Genomic DNA, 20,633 nt, shown 5'->3' on the forward strand with positions numbered 1-20,633 from the left:
AATCTATAACAACCTTCAGGCCACGCAGGAACACGGACGATGAGCCACCCTTCGCAATTCACCTTGCTGCGCAAACGGCGTTTCCTGCCGTTTTTCATTACCCAGGCACTGGGCGCGTTCAACGACAATATCTTCAAGCAATCGTTGATCCTGGCCATCCTCTACAAGCTGAACATCGACGGTGATCGTTCGATCTGGGTCAACTTGTGCGCCTTGCTGTTTATCCTGCCGTTCTTTCTGTTCTCGGCCCTGGCCGGGCAATTTGGCGAGAAATTCAACAAGGACGCCTTGATTCGCGCGATCAAGTTCGGCGAGATCGTGATCATGGGCGTGGGCGCCGTGGGTTTTATGTCCAACCATCTGGGGCTGATGTTGCTGGCGCTGTTTGCCATGGGCACCCAGTCGGCGCTGTTTGGCCCGGTGAAGTACTCGATCATGCCGCAGGCCTTGCATGAAGATGAATTGGTCGGCGGCAATGGCCTGGTGGAAATGGGGACCTTCCTGGCAATCCTGGCCGGAACCATTGGCGCCGGGATCATAATGTCTTCCACGCATTACGCATCGGTGGTGGCCATTGCAGTTATCGGTCTCGCGGTGTTGGGGTATCTGGCCAGTCGCGCCATTCCCCGCGCGGCAGCCTCCAGCCCCCAAATACGCCTGAACTGGAATATCTTCAGCCAGTCCTGGGCCACGTTGCGTCTGGGCCTGGGGCAAACGCCGGCGGTGTCGCGCTCGATTGTCGGCAACTCATGGTTCTGGTTTGTCGGTGCGATCTACCTGACGCAAATCCCGGCGTATGCCAAGGATTGGTTGTACGGCGATGAGACCGTGGTCACCTTGATCCTCACGGTGTTCTCGGTGGGCATCGCCCTCGGCTCGATGCTCTGCGAAAAGCTGTCCGGGCGTAAAGTGGAAATCGGCCTGGTGCCGTTTGGCTCATTCGGCTTGACCGTGTTCGGCCTGTTGCTGTGGTGGCATTCCGGCGGTTTCCCGCAGAATATCCAGGCCAACGACTGGCTCGCGATTTTGCGTTCCGGCCAGGCCTGGTGGGTGTTGATCGATATCCTGGGGCTGGGTGTGTTTGGTGGTTTCTACATTGTGCCGCTGTATGCCTTGATCCAGTCGCGCACCGCCGAAAACGAACGGGCGCGGGTGATTGCCGCGAATAACATTCTCAACGCGCTGTTCATGGTGGTCTCGGCGATTGTCACGATTGTGCTGCTGAGCGTGGTCAAACTGTCGATCCCCGAGTTGTTCCTGGTGGTGTCGCTGCTCAATATTGCGGTCAATACCTACATCTTCAGGATCGTTCCCGAGTTCACCATGCGCTTCATGATCTGGCTGCTCAGCCATTCCATGTATCGCGTACAGCACCGCAACCTGCAAAACATTCCGGACGAAGGTGCGGCGTTGTTGGTGTGTAACCACGTGTCGTTCGTCGATGCGCTGTTGATTGGCGGTGCGGTGCGTCGGCCCATTCGTTTTGTGATGTACTACAAAATCTACCGTTTACCGGTGCTCAACTTTATCTTCCGTACCGCTGGCACCATTCCGATTGCCGGGCGCAATGAAGATATCCAGATTTATGAACAGGCTTTCACCCGAATCGCCGAATACCTGAAGGAAGGCGAACTGGTGTGCATTTTCCCGGAAGGCAAACTGACCGCCGATGGTGAGATCAACGAGTTCCGGGGGGGGCGTCACGCGCATCCTCGAAGAGACGCCGGTGCCGGTGATTCCGATGGCGTTGCAGGGACTGTGGGGGAGTTTTTTCAGTCGGGATCCGAACAAGGGGTTCTTTCACCGCATCTGGTCGCGGGTGACGCTGGTGGCAGGCGAGCCGGTGGCGCTCGAGGCCGCGACACCTGTGCAGTTGCAGGCAGCGGTGGGGATGTTGCGCGGCGATCTGCGGTAGCTGCGAGGGATCTGTAGGAGCGAGCTTGCTCGCGAAGGTCGTTAACGATGACGCGCAACACCTGGAGCGCCGAGGCGATCTCAGGTTTTTCGCGAGCAAGCTCGCTCCTACACATACAACACGCAGAGCGAGGGAAAACAGCCTAAGCGCTGATCTTCAGTCCAACCAATCCGCAAATGATCAACGCCACGCTGGCCAGGCGGAACAGCGCCATGGACTCCCCGAACAGAATGATCCCGGCAATCACAGTGCCCACCGCACCGACTCCAGTCCAGATGGCATAGGCCGTACCTAACGGCAGCTCCTTCATCGCCAACCCCAACAGGCCAAGACTGATAGCCATGGCGACAATGGTCAGGAGTGTTGGCAGAGGCTTGCTGAAACCGTCGGTGTATTTCAGGCCGACAGCCCAGCCGACTTCAAACAGACCGGCAAAAAACAGAATGATCCAGGACATGATGGTCTCCATCGGTAGATGGGGTCGTCCCCGGATAGAGCACTCGAATGAGCCGCGAGGTCGTCCCCGCGAAGCTCGTCAGAGTGCCGAAAAATCATCGGGCGATCAAGTTTCCGTCGTCAGTCCGGGCGTGATTGCGCCAGCAGGTCGCGGTCTTCCTTCTCACTCATGCGGCGGAAGTACGTCGACAGCAACGCCCCGGAAATATTGTGCCAGACGCTGAACAGCGCACTGGGAACCGCCGCCAGCGGCGAAAAATGCGCGCTCGCGAGGGCTGCCCCCAGCCCCGAGTTCTGCATGCCCACTTCCAGTGCCAATGACTTGCGTTGCGGCAGCGATAGTCTGAATGCGCGGGCAGTAAGGTAGCCCAGCAGGTAACCAAAGCTGTTGTGCAGCATCACTATCGCCATGATCAACAGGCCCGACTCGGCAATCTTTGCCTGGCTCGCAGCCACCACGGCAGCGACGATGATCACGATGCTGACCACAGAGATCAGCGGCAACACCTCCACCGCATGGCGCACGCGCTCACCCAGCAGACGCTGGGCCAATACACCCAGCACGATGGGCAGCAACACCATTTGCAGGATTGACCAGAACAACTCCATGAACGACACCGGCAACCACGCCGAGGCCAGCAGCCAGATCAATGCAGGCGTCAGCAGTGGGGCGAGGAGGGTGGTGATCGAAGAGATGGCCACTGACAGTGCCAGGTCGCCACGGCCCAGCCAGGTCATGACGTTGGAAGAGGTGCCACTTGGGCAGCAACCGACCAGAATCACCCCGACGGCGATTTCCGCTGGCAGGTTGAAGACCTGGCACAACAGCCAGGCCACGCTGGGCATGATCACAAATTGCGCAATCACGCCCAGGGCCACCCGCCCCGGATGACGGGCAACCTCAGCGAAATCCGCAAGCTTGAGGGTCAGCCCCATGCCAAACATCACCAGCCCCAGCAGCGGGACGATGGCGCCTTTCAGGCCGATAAACCAGCTGGGTTGCAGGAAGGCAACCACGGCGAAAATCAACACCCAGTAGGCGAAGGTATTGCCGACGAAGCGACTTAAGGCCGCGAGTGCGCGCATGGGGAGATCCTTGTTATTAGAGAGGTAGTCGGGCTGCAAATCGGATCAAAAGGTGGAAGCAAGCCTGCTCCCTCCTTTTGATCTTCACCAGTCTTAAATGCCTTGCGGGGTCTCTTCGCCGCCCAACGCTTCGATCAATGCCGGCAAGAAGTCGCCGAACGTCAGCATCATCAAGGTAAAGCTGGCGTCCAGTTGCCCCAGGGCCTCTTCGCCGCCGTCCTGTTCCGCCTGGTCTTGCAGCAGGTCTTCGAACTTCAGACGTTTGACCGTCATCTTGTCATCGAGCATGAACGACAGCTTGTCCTGCCAGGCCAGTGACAGCTGGGTCACGACTTTGCCGGTGGTCAGGTGCAGCTGGATTTCCTCACCGGTCAGGTCCTGGCGCTTGCAGCGCACAATACCGCCGTCTTCGTGGGTATCGCGCAGTTCGCATTCGTCGAGCACAAAGAAGTCATCGGCCGGTTTCTGCGTGGTCACCCAGTCAGTCATGATCGCCGTCGGTGCGGTTTTCACGGTCAGTGGACGTACCGGCAGTGTGCCGATCACTTCACGCAGGGTCGATAGCAAGTCCTCGGCGCGTTTCGGGCTGGCCGAGTTGACCAGGATCAGGCCTTGTTTGGGCGCAATGGCGGCGAAGGTCGACGAACGACGAATAAACGCGCGTGGCAGGAAGGCCTGGATAATTTCATCCTTGATCTGGTCGCGTTCCTTTTTATAGACCTTGCGCATTTGCTCGGCCTCGATCTCCTCGACCTTTTCCTTCACCGCGTCACGCACGACGCTACCCGGCAGGATACGTTCTTCCTTGCGAGCGGCGATCAGCAGGAAGTCGCCGCTGACGTGTACCAGCGGTGCGTCTTCGCCTTTACCGAACGGGGCGACGAAACCGTAAGTGGTCAACTCCTGGCTTGCACAAGGGCGCGCCAGTTTGGTGGCCAGTGCAGTTTCCAACGCCTCGGCATCAACAGGCAGATCTTGGGTCAGGCGATAGATAAGCAGGTTCTTGAACCACATGGGGTGAGTCTCTCCTCTATACAAAGGGGGGCATTATTCTCCTCGCAGCGCCCGAGGCCAACCCCGCGTAAGCCATTGGAAGGCATGGAAAAAAATATTAAAGAAAGTGCTTGCCAGAGTCTGGGGCGCTCCGTAGAATGCGCGCCACACCGAAAGTGAAGGGTGATTAGCTCAGCTGGGAGAGCATCTGCCTTACAAGCAGAGGGTCGGCGGTTCGATCCCGTCATCACCCACCATTCGCTTCAAGTGTTACGCGCAGCGGTAGTTCAGTCGGTTAGAATACCGGCCTGTCACGCCGGGGGTCGCGGGTTCGAGTCCCGTCCGCTGCGCCATATTCGGTTACCTGGAACGCTGAACGCCAGGTCACCACACGGAAAGCCCGCTTAATCGCGGGCTTTTTGCTGTCTGGGGAATAGCAAACAGTCGGCTTCTGAAGTTTTTTTGAATAAACTGCATTTAAATCAACATATTACGATTTTTTGGTATATGATGCGGCCCACACCGAAAGTGAAGGGTGATTAGCTCAGCTGGGAGAGCATCTGCCTTACAAGCAGAGGGTCGGCGGTTCGATCCCGTCATCACCCACCATTCGCTTGCAGTGTTACGCGCAGCGGTAGTTCAGTCGGTTAGAATACCGGCCTGTCACGCCGGGGGTCGCGGGTTCGAGTCCCGTCCGCTGCGCCATATTCGGTTACCTGGAACGCTGAACGCCAGGTCACCACGCAAAGCCCGCTTAATCGCGGGCTTTTTTGTGCCTGTCATTGCGTCATCGCGCGGTCGGATAGCGGAGGCGAATTGCGGCTATGCCGGTAATCGCTGACGGCTTCGTACACCGCTTTGCGCAAGCGATTGATTCCGCCGATCGGCCGGTGTTCCTCCAGGCCGAACCAGGGATTGAATGACTGGTTGTCGCAGGCCAGGTTCTGCGCGGGTGTATCAAAATCCTGAGCCGGGATGCGGACCTTGGCGACCGTCTCGTAGGGCGCATCGCTTTCCTTCCACTCGATGCTAGTGTCTTCGATGGGCATGTATTTTTGCGGATTCTGGCGCTGGATCTGCAACACGAAGCACGCGTCCATGCGGTCGGTGGAGAGCTGCTGGTGCAAGGCGCTGCGCAAGAAATTCGGCAGGGCCTGATTCTGTTTTGGCAGGTCATAGCGCGGGCAGCTCTGCGGATCCGGGGCGACGCGAAACTTGGCGTTGGCGGTGCCGAATTTGTAGGGCGATACCGAAAAGTAGGTTGTCTGCGTCGGGCTGGCCGGTGCGGGTGCCAGGGTCGCGAGGGCGATAAACAGATGGCGTATCTGCCAACTGCGCGGATCGATGCTCGGGAAGAATGCCATGACTTTTTTGCCATCGGCCTGGGCGCCGACGTTTTGCGCATATTCCGCCACATCACTGACAAAGAAGTTCGGATGACTGAACATCACGAAATCCTGTTCCGTGCGCGCTTGTTGATCGGCCAGCAGTTGTTTGCCTGGCACCTCGAATAACTTGATTGCCATGCCACGCGCATCACGGATGCTGTCGAACTGCGGATGCGCGTTGCCATTCGACAGGCGCATCATGGCCTGCCAGGTCTTGCCCGGTTCGGCGAATACGCCCTGGCGCAGTGCCGGGTCGAGGTCCGCCAGCACACTGACTTGCGCCTTGACGCAGCCGTGGGCCTTGGCATGGGCATCACGCAGGTAGCGGGTGCCTTCACGGTGCTGATCGACGATGCGTACCGCGGTCTGAATGATGCCTTGGGTCATCGCGGCTTCCCCTGGGGGAATCTGTTCGTCCGGCGACACCGGGCCGCTGTGCTGCCAGGCAAACCACAGTGTGGAGAGCAACCAGCCGAGCAAACCAAGGCCGACCAGCCACAACAGGGTTTTGCCGAGAAATGCGCCGAGACGCAACCACAGTCGAGCGAGCATTGGGCGATCCTTATGGCGAAGAGGGGAGGTCATGGCAGTTGTTGTTCCAGCGGGCCGCCCAGCACTTTCAGGTATTCCAGCAACGCCCAGCGCTCCTGCGGCGCAAGCGCTCGACCGATGACCCCGTTGCCACGCTTGCCGGCACGGAACTCGTGGCCGCTGTTGTGGTTGCCGGTGATTGCGGTATCGAACAGGAATGCGTTTTTAAAGGCTTCGGTACGATAGCCCAAATGGCGCGGGTCGTAATCGAAGGTGCCTTTATAGAAGGTGCGGCTGCGCTCGTCCTGAGGGGAGAGCAATTGGTAGATCGTTGGCACCGAGCCGTTGTGCAGGAACGGCGGGGTGGCCCAGACCCCGGCTAGCGGACGAGCCTTGTAGGCCCGCAGTTCACGCACGCCAATCGGCAAACCGTAGCCGTCCAGGCGCGGACGTTCTTCAGGCGTCACACCTGCTGCGCGGTAGGCATGTTCTCCGACAAACGCTGTGACATATGCCAGGCCCTTGGCCACCGACAGGTTGCGCAGGTCCAAGGGTTCCGTGGGCGTCGGATGCAGTTCCACGTTCAACTGCGCCAGCTCGCTCGTATCCCACTGCAGGGCGCTGAGGTCGTAGCGGTAATCGGCAATGTTGTTGGCGGTGCCGGGATCGGTGCCGATGACGTCCACCGGGAGCATTTTCAGGCGTTGCACCGGGCGGCCGTTTTCCTGCGTGACGCTGGGCACGTGGCAGCCGGCGCAGTTTTCGCTGAACAGGGCGCGGCCTTGGGCGGCCAGTGGTTTGTCAACGGCACCGAACAATTGCTCCGGCCAGGTCGGCGGCTTGAGTCGTTGCAGGGTTTCCTCGATCAGGTTCAAGTCGCGCACGCGCACGCTGGACGGGTAGCGCGCGTCGCCTTTGAGCGGTTGGCCGGCGCTGTCGAAAAAGGCCAGGGTCGCGCCAACGCCTAGCGCCTCACCGATATTGCGGGCCATGGGCTGCTGGGCCGAGCCGTTCCATTGCACCCAGTCGAACGTCCACATGTCCCACAATTGCGGGTAATCTACCGGCGCGTTGGCAATACGGTAGTTAGCGGGGGAAATGGCATCGCCAAAACTCGCATTGGCGATACGGCCGAACGCGTCGGTGCGGCCCGGTCCTTCTTCGGTGGGATAGAGGCCGCGATGCGTGTCATTCCAGGCGACTTTGAGGAACGTATCCAGGGACGTCTTGAAGTCCTCGCGCAGTTGATCGTATTGGGCGTCGTACTGATCACCCAGCACGTTGTGGGCGAAACGCTTGAACTTCCACGGGTTGTAATAGGTGGAGGCGAGGCTGGCCACCAGGGCCTGGCCGAAGCTGCCGCCACGCAAGGTCGGCACACTGGAAGGCAGCACGTGTTGGGCCGCGCCACCGTCGACGCGCAAGGCCTGGCCGTTGAAGCGCAATTCGCCGGTGTGGCAGGCAGCGCAGGTGATGTCGAGAAAATCGTGGTTGCTGCCCGGGTTTTGATGCCGGGTAAAACCCACTGGCAGGTTGCCGGGGTTCGAGGGTGTGGCCCGCTGCCCGGGCTCTACCAGAAAGCCGAAGCGCGCCAGGTACTCGGGCGCCGCAAAACGCTGTTCGGAGAACGGCAGTTCCAAGGCGGTGAACCACTCATAACGCAAGCCCTTGACCTGGGTACCTTGAGGCGTGAAATAGTACGTCTGGCGGTCGGCGGCGCTCCACTGATCCTGGAAATGCACTTGCTCCACGGGCACATAGTCCGGCAGTTTTGGATTGACCACGTAATAGAGCACCACGGCCAGTATCAGTACCAGCAACGCCGCGATCAGCAGCAATACACGGAGAAAAATGCGCAAGATAACTATCCTTGTCGAATTGTCAGGTTCTTATGCCATTCAACGCAGTATGCGGCAAGTAGCCATGATCGGCGTGCTGAGTCGGTTTCAACCGTCCCGCAGGCCGTCGCAGAGCCCTGGAATAGATGAAAATGCTTTTAAACACGTGAACTTATCAGAAATTTCCTGCTCTCATGCCGGTAGCCATTGGTCGTGGCCGCCTGATAAGCTCGCGACTTTATTCGATTGCCCTTTTGGCGCATGAACAAGGAAATAGCATGAAACAGCATCGGTTGGCGGCGGCGGTGGCCCTGGTTAGCCTGGTACTTGCGGGTTGTGATTCGCAAACCAGCGTAGAGCTGAAAACCCCGGCGCAGAAAGCTTCCTACGGTATCGGCCTGAACATGGGCAAAAGCCTGGCTCAGGAAGGTATGGATGACCTGGACTCCAAGGCGGTTGCCCAAGGCATTGAAGATGCCGTCGGCAAGAAAGAACAGAAGCTGAAAGATGATGAGCTGGTGGAAGCGTTCGCCGCACTGCAAAAGCGTGCCGAAGAACGTATGACCAAGTTGAGCGAAGAGTCGGCAGCTGCCGGCAAGAAATTCCTCGAGGAAAACGGCAAGAAAGCCGGTGTTGTCACCACTGCTTCCGGCCTGCAGTACGAAGTTGTGAAGAAAGCCGATGGTGCTCAGCCAAAGCCGACTGACGTAGTGACTGTTCACTACACCGGTAAGCTGACTGACGGCACCACCTTTGACAGCTCTGTGGATCGCGGTAGCCCGATTGACCTGCCGGTCAGCGGCGTGATCCCGGGTTGGGTCGAAGGCCTGCAACTGATGCACGTCGGCGAGAAGTACAAACTGTACATTCCGGCTGACCTGGCCTACGGCGCCCAGAGCCCGAGCCCGGCGATTCCAGCCAATTCGGTACTGGTGTTCGACCTGGAGCTGCTGGCTATCAAGGACCCGGCCAAGGCTGAGGCACCTGATGCACCCGAAGCTCCCGAGGCACCGGCTGCCAAGTAAGTCTGCGGTTGAACACACAACGCCCCGTCTCGACGGGGCGTTGTGGTTTCTGGAGGACGGTGTTTTCTGTCGATACCGCCTGGAACCTTGCAGGGCAGAGGCTACGGGATGTGCTATCCAGCGGGCGTCGGTTTAAAATCAAACGAACGCCCGCGTGTTAGAGCAGTCAGATAAGGAGTCGGGCACGGTTAGCCGCAGATGCGCTCCAAGTCAATGAAATCTTGGGTTTTTTTTATGTGCGCAAAAAACGCCCGATCTGACTGTGAGCCTTGTAAATCGGGGCCTTCAGCCGTGAAAATGCGCTCTGTTCACAAGGTTATCCACAAGTTGTGTGGATAACCTTTTCTCTCGACTGGAACTGGAGTGATGATGAAAGCACCCTGGAATTTCGCCCGTTTCCTGCCCTTGGCCGCCCGCCTCCTCGGCCGTGGACGCTTGCCGACGTTATTGTTCGCGGTCGCCGCCAAAGGCTCCAGCCAGGGTAACCGGTTGGGCAAGCTCAAGGATGATCTCAAATTACTCCAGGCGCTGTGCCTGGCCTACTGGCGCGGCGAGTATCGGGCGATCAGTCCCAAGGCGCTGGTGTCAGTGGTGGCGGGGCTGATGTACTTCCTCAGTCCGATTGACGCGATTCCGGACTTTCTGCCGATGTTCGGCATGCTGGACGACATCGCGGTATTGGCCTGGGTCATGAAGACCCTAGATGGCGAACTGAGCGCTTTCCGTGCTTGGCGTGAGCGCCAGCGCCCGGAAAAGCTGGTGGTGGTGGAGCGCTTACCTGCCACGCCTCAGCTCTTGCAGGCGGAAAGCCCGAAAAAAAACTGAAGACGCCAACTATCCCCCTGCGCCCTTCAGGACTGTTAGGATTACACTCATGCGGAAAGTACTTACTTAGTAAGTGTTGTAATCCTACGGGGCGGTCATGGATATTCAAATAATTTCACGGGATGGCAAGCCCGAATACGCGGTACTGCCATGGGCTCAGTACGAGGCGCTGTTAAACGCCGCCGGCCTGCATCATCAGGCGTCGAAGCCTTCTTCAAGTCCCGTTGCCGAGCAGGAGTTGCGCCCCTTGGCGCAACTGCGCAGCTTGCGCGAAGCCAAGGGCCTGGCCATTGAAGCCCTGGCCCGCACCGTGGGCATCAGCCCGTCTTACCTGGGGTTGATTGAGCGTGGCGAGCGCCAGCCGGACGCTGCCATTCGCCGCAGCCTGGCCTGGGAATTGGGAATCGCCGGTTGGAGGGAAGAAGTGTGAGTCTGCGCATCAGCCGTCAACATTGGGAGGGATTGCTCAACGAACTCGATCAGGCCCGGCGCCAGCGACACCTTTTGACTTATCGTGCGTTGCTGGAGCGCCTGCAGTTTCCAACACCGGCCATGCAGACCCTGACAGCGGCGCTGGAGCACCTGGCGGCTCTGGATGCCAAGGCTGATCAGCCACTGCGCAGTTCCTTGGTGATCAGCCAGGGGGCAAGCCGCTTGCCACGTACGGGTTTTTTCGAGTGTGTGGAGCGCCTGGGGCGTTTTTGCGGCCCGTCCGATGGCGTAGCTGCCGCGTCATGGCACGCCTCGGAGGTGGTCCGAGTGTTTGAGTATGATTACCCTGAAACGGCGCAGGCCTGACATGCTCTGGAAGCTCAGGGCGTATGCCAGTTACTGGTTGGCGCGCAAATTGTTTCACTGGTCCTGGATCATGCGCCAACCTCGTGCCTGGCACTGGATGGAAGGTCAGTTCGCGCGCATGGCCAACCTGGGCAATGTGCAAGCGCAGAGCTTTTACGGGCACATCCTGACCTTTCGTGGTCAAGGCCTCGGGGCGCGTGAGGAAGGTGTGCGCCTGCTGCGTCTGGCTGCTCAGGCGGGTGACGGCAAGGCGGCCTATCAGGTCGGCGTGTTGAGCCTGGCGGGTAGCCTGGGCAAGGCTCCGGATCCGATAGAAGCCGCACGTTGGTGGAAAATCGCGGCCAAGGCAGGACACCCGCTCGCGCAAATTCGCCTGGAACAACTCTGATCGCTACAGGTCGATGGGATCCGCTTGCCGTTGTCGGCTGTCAATCACATGGATGCTGTACCCCGCCACATTCTTCGCGTGGTGCTTGGCCTGCGACGCCAGTTCGGCCAGTTGGCTGGCATCCAGTTGTCCACAGCTGTGCGGGTGTAAATGCACCACGCCAATGGACAGTGACAGCAACGCAAACTCCTGCCGCACGCCTTGGCGATTCAGCGCGACAAAGCAGCCCGCGTCCAGGTGTTCGCTGCGATAGAAGCGTCGACACTGGGTCTGGAAATCATCCACCAACTGGTTGAGGCGCTTGCGCCAATCCTGGGCGCCCAGCACCAGCAGAAAATCATCGCCGCCAATGTGCCCGACAAAGTCACGGCTGGGGTCTATCCGGTCGGTCAGGCATTGCGCCAGGCAGAGCAACACTTCATCGCCACGGCCGTAACCGTAGATATCGTTGAAAGGTTTGAAACTGTCGATATCCACATAACAAATCACCGATTCGCGCTGCTGCTGCAACAGCCGTGTCAGACACTGCTGAATCGGCACGTTCCCCGGCAGCAGGGTCAGCGGATTGGCGTAGCGGGCCTGCTGGATTTTCAGCTCGGTAATCAACTTGAGCACGTCGATCACCCGACCCAATCCCAGATAATTGCCGTTGAGGGTGATGATGAAGTCTTCTTCGATGCGCTGCCGGGCACGGCTGGTGAGCAGGCGGCTGACTTGTTGCAACGATTGGCTCAACTCTACCGCCAGAAAGTCATCACTCATCAAGCGACTGATGGGTTTGCGCGCAAATAGGTCGGTGGCAAAGGGTTTGAGCAAGGCATCGGACAACGAATGCCGGTGCACGATGCCAACGGGCTGGCCGCGCTCATCCAGCACCGCCAGTGAGTTGAGATTGGCCTGGCGCCGGAACGCTTCCAATACCTGGGCGGTGGCAGTGTCCTGCGCCACGGCTGGCTGATCATTGAGCAGGGCGCTGAGGTCGCTGGCTTCGTCGTTGAGCGTGGCGTTACTGTTGTCCGGTCTGGACAGCAGTAACCGTGCCTCCTGGGGCGGTTGCTCTTGAGGCCGGCAGAGCAAATAACCCTGGATCAGGTCGACACCCATTTCCGTCAGCACCGCCAGTTCCTCCTGCAACTCGATGCCTTCGGCAATCACCTGGGCGCGAGATGCCCGGGCAATTTGCAGGATTGAACCGACGAACTCGCGTTTAAGCGCGTCCTGATGAATGCCGTCGATAAAGTGTCGGTCGATTTTCACGTAATCCGGGCGCAGCTCGGACCACAGCCGCAGACTGGAATAGCCCGCACCCAAGTCATCCAGGGCAATCGAAAAACCCATGGCACGGTAGTGATGGAGCGCGGTTTGCAGCAGTTGAAAGTCGTCGGTCGGACTTTGCTCGGTGAGTTCGATCACTACCTGACTGGGGGTGATCCCGACGTCATGCAGCATTTGCAGGGTTCGTCCGGGTTGATGGGCGGCCTCCAGCAACGACTCCGGAGAGACGTTGATAAACAGTTTGCCCGGCAGCTTTTGTTCGCTGAACCGTCGACACGCGCTGTGACGGCAAGCCATTTCCAGCTCATTGAGACGTCCGGCGTGTCGGGCCACTGAAAACAGTACGAGAGGCGAGTGCAGGGCGCTGTTGGACGGACCGCGACTCAGCGCTTCATAGCCGACGATACGCCGCTCGGAGATGGAGATAATCGGTTGGAACAGACTGTGCAAACTGCCTTGGGCGAGAATGGAGCCCAGGGCATTCAGCTGTTCGGTCATGGTCATGGTGGTCTCTGCCAAAAAAAAGGACCGGGCGCCTGGGGCGCACGGTCCTTTATTTCACGACAGAATGATGTCTATTTGATGACTGTCCGATCAGTGATCACATCAAATTGCCATCATTTACTGCTTGGCTACCGTCTTGCTGATTTTCAGGTAGTCCAACAGAATCCGACCGGTTTCGGCCAGGTAGGCGTCATCTTCCGGCTTGGTCTTTTCAGACTCGGTCGGCAACGCATCTTCGTCTTCCTTCTTCAGCTCTTTGAGCGGGTCTTCACCTTTGGCCTTGCGGCGAATATTTTCCAGTGCGAGCTGCTGGTTTTCGATGTCGGTATGCTGCGCGCGACGCTCCACTTCATTGAGACTGACGGTTTTTTCGGCCATCAACTTCTTGGCCAGCGCCAGCTTGTCGCGGATAAACACGAACTCGGCATCTTTGGCGGAACGAATATCGTGGTCGCTGTTGAGCTGCGCCAGATAGGGTTTGAACGGGTCCGACGCGGGCTTGATAGCCGGGCGGATGGTGTCCCACGGCATGGCCTCGGGCAACGCGCTTTCGCCTATTTCCTTGGTGTCGATGAGCGAGGGGAAGTCGATATCCGGCAATACGCCCTGATGCTGGGTGCTCTGGCCGGAAACCCGGTAGAACTTGGCCAGGGTCAGCTTCAATTCGCCATGGTTGAGCGGTTGAATGGTCTGCACCGTGCCTTTGCCGAAGGTCTGTCCGCCGACGATCAGCGCGCGGTGATAGTCCTGCATCGCACCGGCAAAGATTTCCGAGGCCGAGGCCGAGAGACGGTTGACCAGCAATGCCATTGGCCCTTTGTAGAAGGCGCCGCGGTTCTCGTCTTCCAGCACATCCACGCGACCGTCAGCGTTGCGTACCAACACGGTTGGACCCTTGTCGATAAACAGGCTGGTCAGCTCGGTGGCCTCCTGCAACGAGCCCCCGCCATTGTTGCGCAGGTCGATGACCACGCCGTCGACTTTCTCTTTCTGTAACTCGGTCAGCAACTTCTTGACGTCGCGAGTGGTGCTCTTGTAGTCCGGATCACCGGCACGGAACGCCTTGAAGTCCAGATAGAACGCCGGGATTTCAATCACTCCCAGCTTGTAGTCCTTGCCATCCTGCTTGAGGTTGAGCACCGACTTCTTCACCGCCTGGTCTTCCAGCTTCACCGCTTCACGGGTGATGGACACGACTTTGCTGGTCTGATCGTTGGGTGCGTTGGTGTGCGGAATCACTTCCAGGCGCACGACACTGCCTTTCGGCCCGCGGATCAGCTTGACTACTTCGTCCAGGCGCCAGCCGACCACGTCGACCATTTCCTTATCGCCTTGAGCCACACCGATGATCTTGTCGGCCGGTGCAACCTGCTTGGTCTTGTCCGCCGGGCCTGCCGGCACCAGGCGCACGATCTTGACCTGATCATTGTCGCTTTGCAGAACGGCACCGATGCCTTCCAGCGACAGACTCATATTGATATCGAAATTTTCCGCGTTATCTGGCGACAGATAATTGGTGTGCGGGTCGTAAGACATTGCGAAGGTGTTGATGTAGGCCTGAAAGATATCTTCGGCACGGGTCTGGTTCAGACGCACGAGTTGATTCTTGTAGCGCTTGGTCAACAGTTCCTGGATCGCCTTTGGCTCTTTGCCGGCAATCTTCAGGCGCAGGACTTCATCCTTGACGCGCTTGCGCCACAGGTCATCCAGCGCGGCGGTGCTGGTCAGCCACGGCGCGTCCTTGCGATCCACCAGCAAGGTTTCCTTCTGGTTGAAATCGAGCTTGTCGACACCTTTGTCCAGCTCAGCCAGAGCGAAGTCCAGACGCGCCTTGACGCGGTCCAGATAGCGCTTGTAGATGGTGAAGCCTGGCTGCAGGTCGCCGCTCTTGAGGAGGTCGTCGAACTGCGTCTTCCACTTGTCGAACTCGGCGACATCGCTTGCCAGGAAGTAGCTGCGCGAAGGATCCAGCAACTTTAGGTAGCTTTCATAGATAATCACCGAACGTGCATCGTCCAGTGGCGGTTTGCTGTAATGGTGACGCTTGAGCAGCTCGACGATATTAAGGCTGGCAATCACCTCATCGCGATCAGGCTGAAGTTTGTCCCAGCTATTGGCTGCGAACGTATTGGTCGACATCGACGTCAAGCCGAGACCAATGAAAAGAGCGAGGGCGGTGCTGGGGAACAAATGCTTCATGCTGATTCGACGCGGGGGCAATTGATAACGCATATTAGGCCGTCTTTGAAGTCGCCGGTTCCATGAGGGCCGGTCGCATAATGCAAAAAGCCCGACGCAACAGCAACGGGCTCAGTCCAGACTCACTATGGAGGCACTGTGAAAGCATTGCAAGGCGTTGACGGTCATGTGGAGTGGCTTGAAGAGCCAAGTCTTACATGTGATGTAGGGCAAGTTCGCATTCGCGTGGCGGCAGCGGGACTGAATCGGGCCGATTTATTACAGCGTGCGGGGCTCTATCCGCCACCGGCCGGGGCGAGCCACGTCCTTGGACTGGAGTGTTCCGGGGTGATCAGTGAAGTCGGGGCCGGTTCTTCCTGGCAGGTCGGGGATCGGGTTTGCGCGCTGCTGGCAGGCGGCGGCATGGCCGAAGAAGTGGTAGTCGATGCGCGTCACGTGCTGCCGGTGCCGGAAGGTTTGTCGTTGGCCGAGGCGGCAGCATTGCCCGAGGTGTACAGCACGGCCTGGTTGAACGTGTTCCAGCTGGCGGCGCTCAAGCCCGGAGAAAAGGTGCTGTTGCATGCTGGCGCCAGTGGCGTGGGTTCTGCGGCCATCCAGTTGTGCAAGGCGTTCGGCAGCCCGTGCTGGGTCAGTGTCGGCTCGGTGGAACGTCTGGCGTACTGCGAAGGACTCGGCGCCCAGGGCGGCGTGGTGCGGACTGAGGGCATCGAAGTCCTGGGAGATTTTGGACCCTTCGACGTGATTCTCGACCCGGTAGGCGGCAATTACGCGACGCAGAACCTTAAGCTGATAGCGCAGGATGGCCGTTGGGTGTTGATCGGCTTGATGGGCGGGCGCCAGGCGCAGCTCGACCTGGCGCAGGTGCTGGCCAAGCGAGTGCAGCTGCTGGGCTCGACCCTGCGCAGCCGCGACGATCAGTTCAAGGCCGATCTGCTCAGTGACTTGGGGCAGCAGGTCTGGCCATTGTTCAGCGAGGGTCGCTTGAGCCCGCAGTTGGCCAAGACGTTCCCGATCCTGGATGCCGAGGCGGCTTTTGCCGAATTGGCGACTAACCAGGTTTCCGGCAAGCTGGTGCTGGTAATCGACGAGACGCTGGCCTGATCACGATCCCACGTTGAAGCGGATCAAGAATGTGCGAGCGGGCTTGCTCGCGATTGCGGTGTGTCAGCCAACCAACCTGGCACTGGTCCACCGCGATCGCGAGCAAGCCCGCTCCCACATTTGATTGGGGGTCAACTCAGAGAAGGGCTGTCAGGTCCACTGGTGGATCGGCCAGCCGGCTTTTTGCGCATGTTCGCGCAGCACTGGATCAGGATTCACCACCTGCGGATGATCGACCTTGAGCAACAACGGCAAGTCGTTGCGTGAGTCGGAGTAGAAATACGCGCCCTCCAGACTTTGATCTTCCTGGGCCAGCCATTCCATCAGGCGGGTGATCTTGCCTTCGCGGTACGTCAGCACCCCGACGGTCTTGCCGCTGTACACCGCGTGAACGACATCCAGCTCAATCGCCAGCACTTCATCAATGCCGATCCGCGCCGCAATCGGCTTGACCAGGTGCGTGCCCGATGCCGAGATCACCAGTATTCGGTCGCCTTCGGCGCGGTGCCGGGCGATGGTCCTGGTGGCGTCGCTGTAGATCAACGGTTCGATGATGTCCTCCACCCACGGCTCCACCAGATGCTCGATTTCTTCCGGCGTGCGGCCGATCATTGGCTCGAGGCTGAAGTCCATGTAGTCCTGCATGGCCAGTTTGCCCTGACTGTAGGCGTCCATCAGCTCATTGTTGCGGTGCATAAACGACTCGGCGTCGACCCAGCCCAAGCGTCCCATCTGTTCGCACCACAGGCTTGCGCAATCGCCGTGAATCAAGGTGTCGTCCAGATCAAAAATTACCAATGCCATCAGTCATGCTTCCTTAGTAAACGCTGCATCTTCAGGCTACCTCACACAACGCACCAGGATCGATAGAAAGTGCCAGGCGCTGACCATCCGGGTGCAAATCGTCTGCCGAGCGATTGAGTACGTCCACCACCAGCTCGACGCCCCGGGCTTCGACGCGGTAACGAATCACGTTGCCCAGCAGGCTGTGACTGCGCACCAGGGCGTCCAGTTCGCCGCTGCGGCTGAGTTCGATGGCTTCCGGGCGAATGGCGATACGCCCGCTGACCGGGCGCTGCAGCAGCTTGCTGGCCATTTCGGCGTCCAACAGGTTGTAGTTGCCGATAAAGCCTGCGGCAAATGCATCCACCGGAGCGGTGTAGAGGGTTTCGGCGTCGCCGCTCTGGACGATCCGGCCCTGGTTCATTAAAAAAATCCGGTCAGACATGGTCAGGGCTTCTTCCTGATCATGGGTCACAAAAATGGTCGTCAGCCCCAGTTCGCGCTGGATCTGGCGGATCTGTTCGCGCAGGTGTTTGCGAATCCGCGCATCCAGCGCCGACAGCGGCTCATCCAGCAACAGCAGGCGCGGGCGCGTCACCAGGGAGCGGGCGAGGGCAACGCGCTGACACTGGCCGCCGGACATCTGGTGCGGGTAACGGCTCGCCAGGTCCTTGAGTTCCACCAGTTGCAGCACTTCCTGTACGCGGGCGTGGCTGTCATCGGCGTTGACTTTCTGCATGCGCAGGCCGAAGGCGACGTTCTGCTCCACGGTCATGTTGGGGAACAGCGCATAGCTCTGGAACACCATGCCGATCTGGCGTTTCTGTGGGCTCAGCGGAACGATGTCCTGGCCATCTAGCAGAATCTGGCCGCTGTCTACCGAGGTCAGTCCGGCAATGCAACGCAGCAATGTGGACTTGCCGCAACCGGACGGGCCCAGCAGGGTGACGAATTCGCCCTTGGCAACCTCGCAGTTGATGTCACTGAACACCGGGGTCCCGGTGTAGCTTTTTTGCAGGTGCTGGACGCTGACGAAGCTCATTGGCTTTTGTCCTTGTTCAAGGTAGTGGCGGCCCAGGTGAGCAGCAGCACGAAGAGGAAGTAGGAAATGACCACGGCGCTGGTGAAATGCCCGCTGCTGTTGCGCATGTTGTTGAGGTACACCTGCAAGGTCTCGTAGCGCGTGCCGACGAGGATATTGGCGAACACGAACTCGCCGAACAGGAACGAAAAGGACAGCAGCAACGCGACCATCAAGCCCTTGCGCAGGTTCGGCAGCACCACCAGGAACGCCGCCTGCCAGGTACTGGCGCCGAGCAGTTGGGCGGCGTCCATCAGGTCACGCAGGTTGATGGCTTGCAGGTTGTTGGTGATGGCGCGGTACATGAACGGCAACGCTACGGTGAAATAACAGCCGATCAGAATCCACGGCGTACCGACCATCGCCAGTGGCCCCGAGCCATACAATTGCAGCAACCCCACCGACGACACCACGGGCGGTACCGCGAAGGGCAGCAGGATCAGAATATTCATCAGCGCATCGAGCCTGGGGAAGTGGTAATGCACCACAAACAACAGCGGCAGGATCAACACCACCGAGAGGATCAGCGCGCCGACGCACACCAACAACGATTGGCCAAAGGCATGCAGGAAGCGCGGGTCGCTCCACAGCTGCACATACCATTTGAAGGTAAAGCCCGAAGGCAAGATTGTCGCCGACCAACTGCTGGCGATGGAATACACCAGGGTGCCAATCAGCGGCAGCACCAGGATGGCAAACAACAGGTACACCACTACCCGATGGTAGAGGGCGGCCTGGCGGGTTTCAGCGCGAGACATGGTAGCTCCTCTTGAGCAGCAGTTGATGGACGACCGTGACCACGGTCATCAGCGCCACCAGGATCACCGCCAAGGCGCTGGCCATGTTCGGGTCCAGGGAAATATCGCCGGAGACCATGGCGGCGATGCGGATCGGCAGCACGTTGAAGTTGCCGGTGGTCAGCGCATAGACCGTGGCATAGGCGCCCAAGGCGTTGGCCAGCAGAATCACGAAGGTACCGAGCAGCGCCGGGGTCAGCACCGGCAGGCCGATATGCCGCCAGAAGTGCCAGCCGTTGGCACCCAGCAACGCGGCGGACTCGCGCCAGTCTTCGCGCAGGGCATCGAATGCCGGGTAGAGCAGCAAGACCCCGAGGGGAATCTGAAAGTAGGTGTACAGAATGATCAGGCCGGTCTTGGAGTACAGGTTGAAGTCCTGAATGATCCCGGCCTGCTTGAGCATCAAGGTGATGCTGCCGTTGAACCCGAGCAGGATGATGAACGCAAAGGCCAGGGGCACGCCGGAGAAGTTGCTGGTCATGTTGGCGAAAGCACTGACGAAATTGCGCAGTGGCGAATCCACCTTGCGCAGCGAGTAGCTGCCCAATATGGAAATGATGATGCCGAACACGCTGGAGTAGAAGCTGATCTCAAGGCTGTGCTGGATCGCCTGCAAGTAGAACCTCGAACTGAAGATCCGGGTGAAGTTCTCCAGGCCCCAGCCGAACTCTTCCGATTGCAGGCTGTTGAGCATCACCCAGCACAGCGGCGCGATCTGGAACACGATAAAAAACAGGGCGAAGGGTACCAGGCACAAGGCGGCCAGCCATTTGCCACGGATCATGGAGTTCACTTCAACAGCTCCCGGCAGACAGGTTTGTCGTGGGCAACGCCAAGCAGGGCGCAGACGGTGCCGCAGATTTCGGTTTGTTTGGGGCGGGCCCCGGGGTCAAGGCTGAAGGCCTCGCCCAGGACAAACAACGGGACTTCACGCTCCTCCGGCAGCAGGCCGTTATGGGAGCGATCGTTGTTCATGCCGTGGTCGGCCGTCACCAGTACCTGATAACCGGCGTCGAGCCAGCCTTGCAGATAATCGGCGAGGATAATGTCGGCCGAGCGTGCGCTGTTGCGGTATTGCGGGGTATCGAGACCGTGCTTGTGGCCGGCGTCGTCGATGTTCATCGGGTGGACCAGCAGAAAGTCGGGTGCGTGTTTGAGCCGCAGGCTTTCCGCGTCGGCAAACAGGTGCGCGTCCGGGTAGTGGTCGCTCCAGTAGAAGTGACCCTGCTGGATCGCCAGCAGCCTGTCGTCGGTATGTCGATCACGGGCGGCGATGAACGGCGAGCGGTTGTATAACTCGCTGACCCAATGGTAGGCCGCCGCCGCAGTGGTCAGACCTGCCTCGGTGGCGTAATGGAAAATACTGCGCTGGTTGGACAGGCGTGTAACCTGGTTGTGGACGATGCCGCTTTCAATCGGGGGGACGCCGGTGAGGATGCATTCGTACAGCGGGCGTGACAGGGCCGGTAGTTCACATTCCAGTTTGTAGAGTGCTGCGCGTCCGGTACCGACATACGCCTGGAGATGCCCCATGGCATGTCGGGCAACGTCGTAGTTGAGACCGTCGAGCACCACAAGGATGACGTTGTGCTTCATGGGGGCTGAGGCTCCGCAGCAATAGGCTTGGTTCAATGTCTTTGGAGGAACGGG

Annotated in this window: 18 protein-coding genes, 4 tRNA genes and 1 pseudogene; 11 read left to right on the forward strand and 12 right to left on the reverse strand. The window is 59.1% G+C overall.

Translation table 11 applies throughout. From position 1 onward, the window contains the following. The first annotated feature begins 39 nt into the window (after positions 1-39). Positions 40-1,915, forward strand: a pseudogene (locus BLU75_RS04440) (MFS transporter). 142 nt (positions 1,916-2,057) lie between these two features. On the opposite strand, the gene sugE reads toward BLU75_RS04440, so the two are convergent. The 3 genes from sugE to rdgC form a co-directional block, all read right to left on the reverse strand. Next, on the reverse strand, positions 2,058-2,372 hold the full coding sequence (gene sugE / locus BLU75_RS04445) for a quaternary ammonium compound efflux SMR transporter SugE (RefSeq protein WP_084381097.1): 315 nt from the start codon (positions 2,370-2,372) through the stop codon (positions 2,058-2,060). Between the two features lie 119 nt (positions 2,373-2,491). Continuing rightward, positions 2,492-3,457 carry a bile acid:sodium symporter family protein gene (locus BLU75_RS04450; protein WP_084381096.1) on the reverse strand — a complete coding sequence of 322 codons (966 nt, stop codon included), beginning with the start codon at positions 3,455-3,457 and terminating at the stop codon, positions 2,492-2,494. 93 nt (positions 3,458-3,550) lie between these two features. Next, positions 3,551-4,471 (reverse strand): recombination-associated protein RdgC, encoded by a 921-nt coding sequence (rdgC, locus tag BLU75_RS04455; protein WP_084381095.1) that lies wholly within the window; start codon positions 4,469-4,471, stop codon positions 3,551-3,553. A 160-nt stretch (positions 4,472-4,631) separates the two neighbouring features. Here rdgC and BLU75_RS04460 point away from each other — a divergent pair. The 4 genes from BLU75_RS04460 to BLU75_RS04475 all read left to right on the forward strand — a co-directional run bounded on the left by BLU75_RS04460 (position 4,632) and on the right by BLU75_RS04475 (position 5,155). Then, a tRNA-Val gene (locus BLU75_RS04460) sits at positions 4,632-4,707 on the forward strand. Between the two features lie 19 nt (positions 4,708-4,726). After that, positions 4,727-4,803 (forward strand) — tRNA-Asp (locus tag BLU75_RS04465). A gap of 180 nt (positions 4,804-4,983) precedes the next feature. Continuing rightward, a tRNA-Val gene (locus BLU75_RS04470) sits at positions 4,984-5,059 on the forward strand. A gap of 19 nt (positions 5,060-5,078) precedes the next feature. Continuing rightward, positions 5,079-5,155, forward strand: a tRNA-Asp gene (locus BLU75_RS04475). Between the two features lie 74 nt (positions 5,156-5,229). On the opposite strand, the gene BLU75_RS04480 is transcribed toward BLU75_RS04475, so the two are convergent. Continuing rightward, positions 5,230-6,390, reverse strand: a complete 1,161-nt coding sequence (locus tag BLU75_RS04480) for a catalase family protein (protein ID WP_084381527.1) — start codon at positions 6,388-6,390, stop codon at positions 5,230-5,232. Between the two features lie 29 nt (positions 6,391-6,419). Then, positions 6,420-8,228, reverse strand: a complete 1,809-nt coding sequence (locus tag BLU75_RS04485) for a di-heme-cytochrome C peroxidase (protein WP_084381526.1) — start codon at positions 8,226-8,228, stop codon at positions 6,420-6,422. Positions 8,229-8,485: 257 nt separating this feature from the next. On the opposite strand from BLU75_RS04485, the gene BLU75_RS04490 reads away from it, so the two are divergent. The 5 genes from BLU75_RS04490 to BLU75_RS04510 all read left to right on the forward strand — a co-directional run bounded on the left by BLU75_RS04490 (position 8,486) and on the right by BLU75_RS04510 (position 11,243). Continuing rightward, positions 8,486-9,232, forward strand: coding sequence for an FKBP-type peptidyl-prolyl cis-trans isomerase (locus BLU75_RS04490; protein WP_084381525.1), 747 nt, complete (start codon positions 8,486-8,488; stop codon positions 9,230-9,232). A 369-nt stretch (positions 9,233-9,601) separates the two neighbouring features. After that, positions 9,602-10,057 (forward strand): YkvA family protein, encoded by a 456-nt coding sequence (locus BLU75_RS04495; protein WP_084381524.1) that lies wholly within the window; start codon positions 9,602-9,604, stop codon positions 10,055-10,057. A gap of 97 nt (positions 10,058-10,154) precedes the next feature. Beyond that, positions 10,155-10,487, forward strand: coding sequence for a helix-turn-helix domain-containing protein (locus BLU75_RS04500; RefSeq protein WP_084381523.1), 333 nt, complete (start codon positions 10,155-10,157; stop codon positions 10,485-10,487). Then, positions 10,484-10,855 carry a hypothetical protein gene (locus BLU75_RS04505; RefSeq protein ID WP_084381522.1) on the forward strand — a complete coding sequence of 124 codons (372 nt, stop codon included), beginning with the start codon at positions 10,484-10,486 and terminating at the stop codon, positions 10,853-10,855. Before BLU75_RS04500 ends, BLU75_RS04505 begins: the two co-directional genes overlap by 4 nt. 1 nt (position 10,856) lies before the next feature. After that, positions 10,857-11,243, forward strand: coding sequence for a tetratricopeptide repeat protein (locus BLU75_RS04510; protein ID WP_084381521.1), 387 nt, complete (start codon positions 10,857-10,859; stop codon positions 11,241-11,243). A gap of 3 nt (positions 11,244-11,246) precedes the next feature. On the opposite strand, the gene BLU75_RS04515 is transcribed toward BLU75_RS04510, so the two are convergent. Both BLU75_RS04515 and BLU75_RS04520 read right to left on the reverse strand, forming a co-directional pair. Beyond that, positions 11,247-13,022, reverse strand: a complete 1,776-nt coding sequence (locus tag BLU75_RS04515) for a bifunctional diguanylate cyclase/phosphodiesterase (RefSeq protein ID WP_084381520.1) — start codon at positions 13,020-13,022, stop codon at positions 11,247-11,249. A 117-nt stretch (positions 13,023-13,139) separates the two neighbouring features. Further along, positions 13,140-15,221 carry a carboxy terminal-processing peptidase gene (locus BLU75_RS04520; protein WP_172832062.1) on the reverse strand — a complete coding sequence of 694 codons (2,082 nt, stop codon included), beginning with the start codon at positions 15,219-15,221 and terminating at the stop codon, positions 13,140-13,142. Positions 15,222-15,359: 138 nt separating this feature from the next. Here BLU75_RS04520 and BLU75_RS04525 point away from each other — a divergent pair, with 138 nt between their 5' ends. Continuing rightward, positions 15,360-16,322 (forward strand): zinc-binding dehydrogenase, encoded by a 963-nt coding sequence (locus BLU75_RS04525; RefSeq protein WP_084381518.1) that lies wholly within the window; start codon positions 15,360-15,362, stop codon positions 16,320-16,322. A gap of 150 nt (positions 16,323-16,472) precedes the next feature. On the opposite strand, the gene BLU75_RS04530 is transcribed toward BLU75_RS04525, so the two are convergent. The 5 genes from BLU75_RS04530 to BLU75_RS04550 are packed head-to-tail and all read right to left on the reverse strand — an operon-like array spanning position 16,473 to position 20,579. Continuing rightward, on the reverse strand, positions 16,473-17,126 hold the full coding sequence (locus BLU75_RS04530; protein WP_084381517.1) for an HAD family hydrolase: 654 nt from the start codon (positions 17,124-17,126) through the stop codon (positions 16,473-16,475). A gap of 31 nt (positions 17,127-17,157) precedes the next feature. Further along, complete coding sequence (locus BLU75_RS04535; RefSeq protein ID WP_084381516.1) at positions 17,158-18,147, reverse strand: ABC transporter ATP-binding protein; 990 nt, start codon at positions 18,145-18,147, stop codon at positions 17,158-17,160. Beyond that, positions 18,144-18,944 carry an ABC transporter permease gene (locus BLU75_RS04540; RefSeq protein ID WP_084381515.1) on the reverse strand — a complete coding sequence of 267 codons (801 nt, stop codon included), beginning with the start codon at positions 18,942-18,944 and terminating at the stop codon, positions 18,144-18,146. The genes BLU75_RS04535 and BLU75_RS04540 overlap by 4 nt, the downstream gene beginning before the upstream one ends. Continuing rightward, positions 18,931-19,767 (reverse strand): ABC transporter permease, encoded by an 837-nt coding sequence (locus tag BLU75_RS04545; RefSeq protein ID WP_165447429.1) that lies wholly within the window; start codon positions 19,765-19,767, stop codon positions 18,931-18,933. Before BLU75_RS04545 ends, BLU75_RS04540 begins: the two co-directional genes overlap by 14 nt. A gap of 5 nt (positions 19,768-19,772) precedes the next feature. Further along, positions 19,773-20,579 carry an alkaline phosphatase family protein gene (locus tag BLU75_RS04550; RefSeq protein WP_084381513.1) on the reverse strand — a complete coding sequence of 269 codons (807 nt, stop codon included), beginning with the start codon at positions 20,577-20,579 and terminating at the stop codon, positions 19,773-19,775. Between the last annotated feature and the right edge of the window lie 54 nt (positions 20,580-20,633).

Origin of the sequence: Pseudomonas mucidolens (assembly GCF_900106045.1) — a bacterium.
GTDB classification, from domain to species: domain Bacteria; phylum Pseudomonadota; class Gammaproteobacteria; order Pseudomonadales; family Pseudomonadaceae; genus Aquipseudomonas; species Aquipseudomonas mucidolens.

What these genes read in the sequence shown, in the direction of transcription:
- BLU75_RS04480 (WP_084381527.1), bottom strand. Translation starts at nt 6,390, where the DNA reads ATGCTCGCTCGACTGTGGTTGCGTCTCGGCGCATTTCTCGGCAAAACC.
- BLU75_RS04520 (WP_172832062.1), bottom strand. Translation starts at nt 15,221, where the DNA reads ATGAAGCATTTGTTCCCCAGCACCGCCCTCGCTCTTTTCATTGGTCTC.
- BLU75_RS04545 (WP_165447429.1), bottom strand. Translation starts at nt 19,767, where the DNA reads ATGATCCGTGGCAAATGGCTGGCCGCCTTGTGCCTGGTACCCTTCGCC.
- BLU75_RS04495 (WP_084381524.1), top strand. Translation starts at nt 9,602, where the DNA reads ATGAAAGCACCCTGGAATTTCGCCCGTTTCCTGCCCTTGGCCGCCCGC.
- sugE (WP_084381097.1), bottom strand. Translation starts at nt 2,372, where the DNA reads ATGTCCTGGATCATTCTGTTTTTTGCCGGTCTGTTTGAAGTCGGCTGG.
- BLU75_RS04550 (WP_084381513.1), bottom strand. Translation starts at nt 20,579, where the DNA reads ATGAAGCACAACGTCATCCTTGTGGTGCTCGACGGTCTCAACTACGAC.
- BLU75_RS04500 (WP_084381523.1), top strand. Translation starts at nt 10,155, where the DNA reads ATGGATATTCAAATAATTTCACGGGATGGCAAGCCCGAATACGCGGTA.
- rdgC (WP_084381095.1), bottom strand. Translation starts at nt 4,471, where the DNA reads ATGTGGTTCAAGAACCTGCTTATCTATCGCCTGACCCAAGATCTGCCT.
- BLU75_RS04535 (WP_084381516.1), bottom strand. Translation starts at nt 18,147, where the DNA reads ATGAGCTTCGTCAGCGTCCAGCACCTGCAAAAAAGCTACACCGGGACC.
- BLU75_RS04490 (WP_084381525.1), top strand. Translation starts at nt 8,486, where the DNA reads ATGAAACAGCATCGGTTGGCGGCGGCGGTGGCCCTGGTTAGCCTGGTA.
- BLU75_RS04510 (WP_084381521.1), top strand. Translation starts at nt 10,857, where the DNA reads ATGCTCTGGAAGCTCAGGGCGTATGCCAGTTACTGGTTGGCGCGCAAA.
- BLU75_RS04530 (WP_084381517.1), bottom strand. Translation starts at nt 17,126, where the DNA reads ATGGCATTGGTAATTTTTGATCTGGACGACACCTTGATTCACGGCGAT.
- BLU75_RS04450 (WP_084381096.1), bottom strand. Translation starts at nt 3,457, where the DNA reads ATGCGCGCACTCGCGGCCTTAAGTCGCTTCGTCGGCAATACCTTCGCC.
- BLU75_RS04515 (WP_084381520.1), bottom strand. Translation starts at nt 13,022, where the DNA reads ATGACCATGACCGAACAGCTGAATGCCCTGGGCTCCATTCTCGCCCAA.
- BLU75_RS04540 (WP_084381515.1), bottom strand. Translation starts at nt 18,944, where the DNA reads ATGTCTCGCGCTGAAACCCGCCAGGCCGCCCTCTACCATCGGGTAGTG.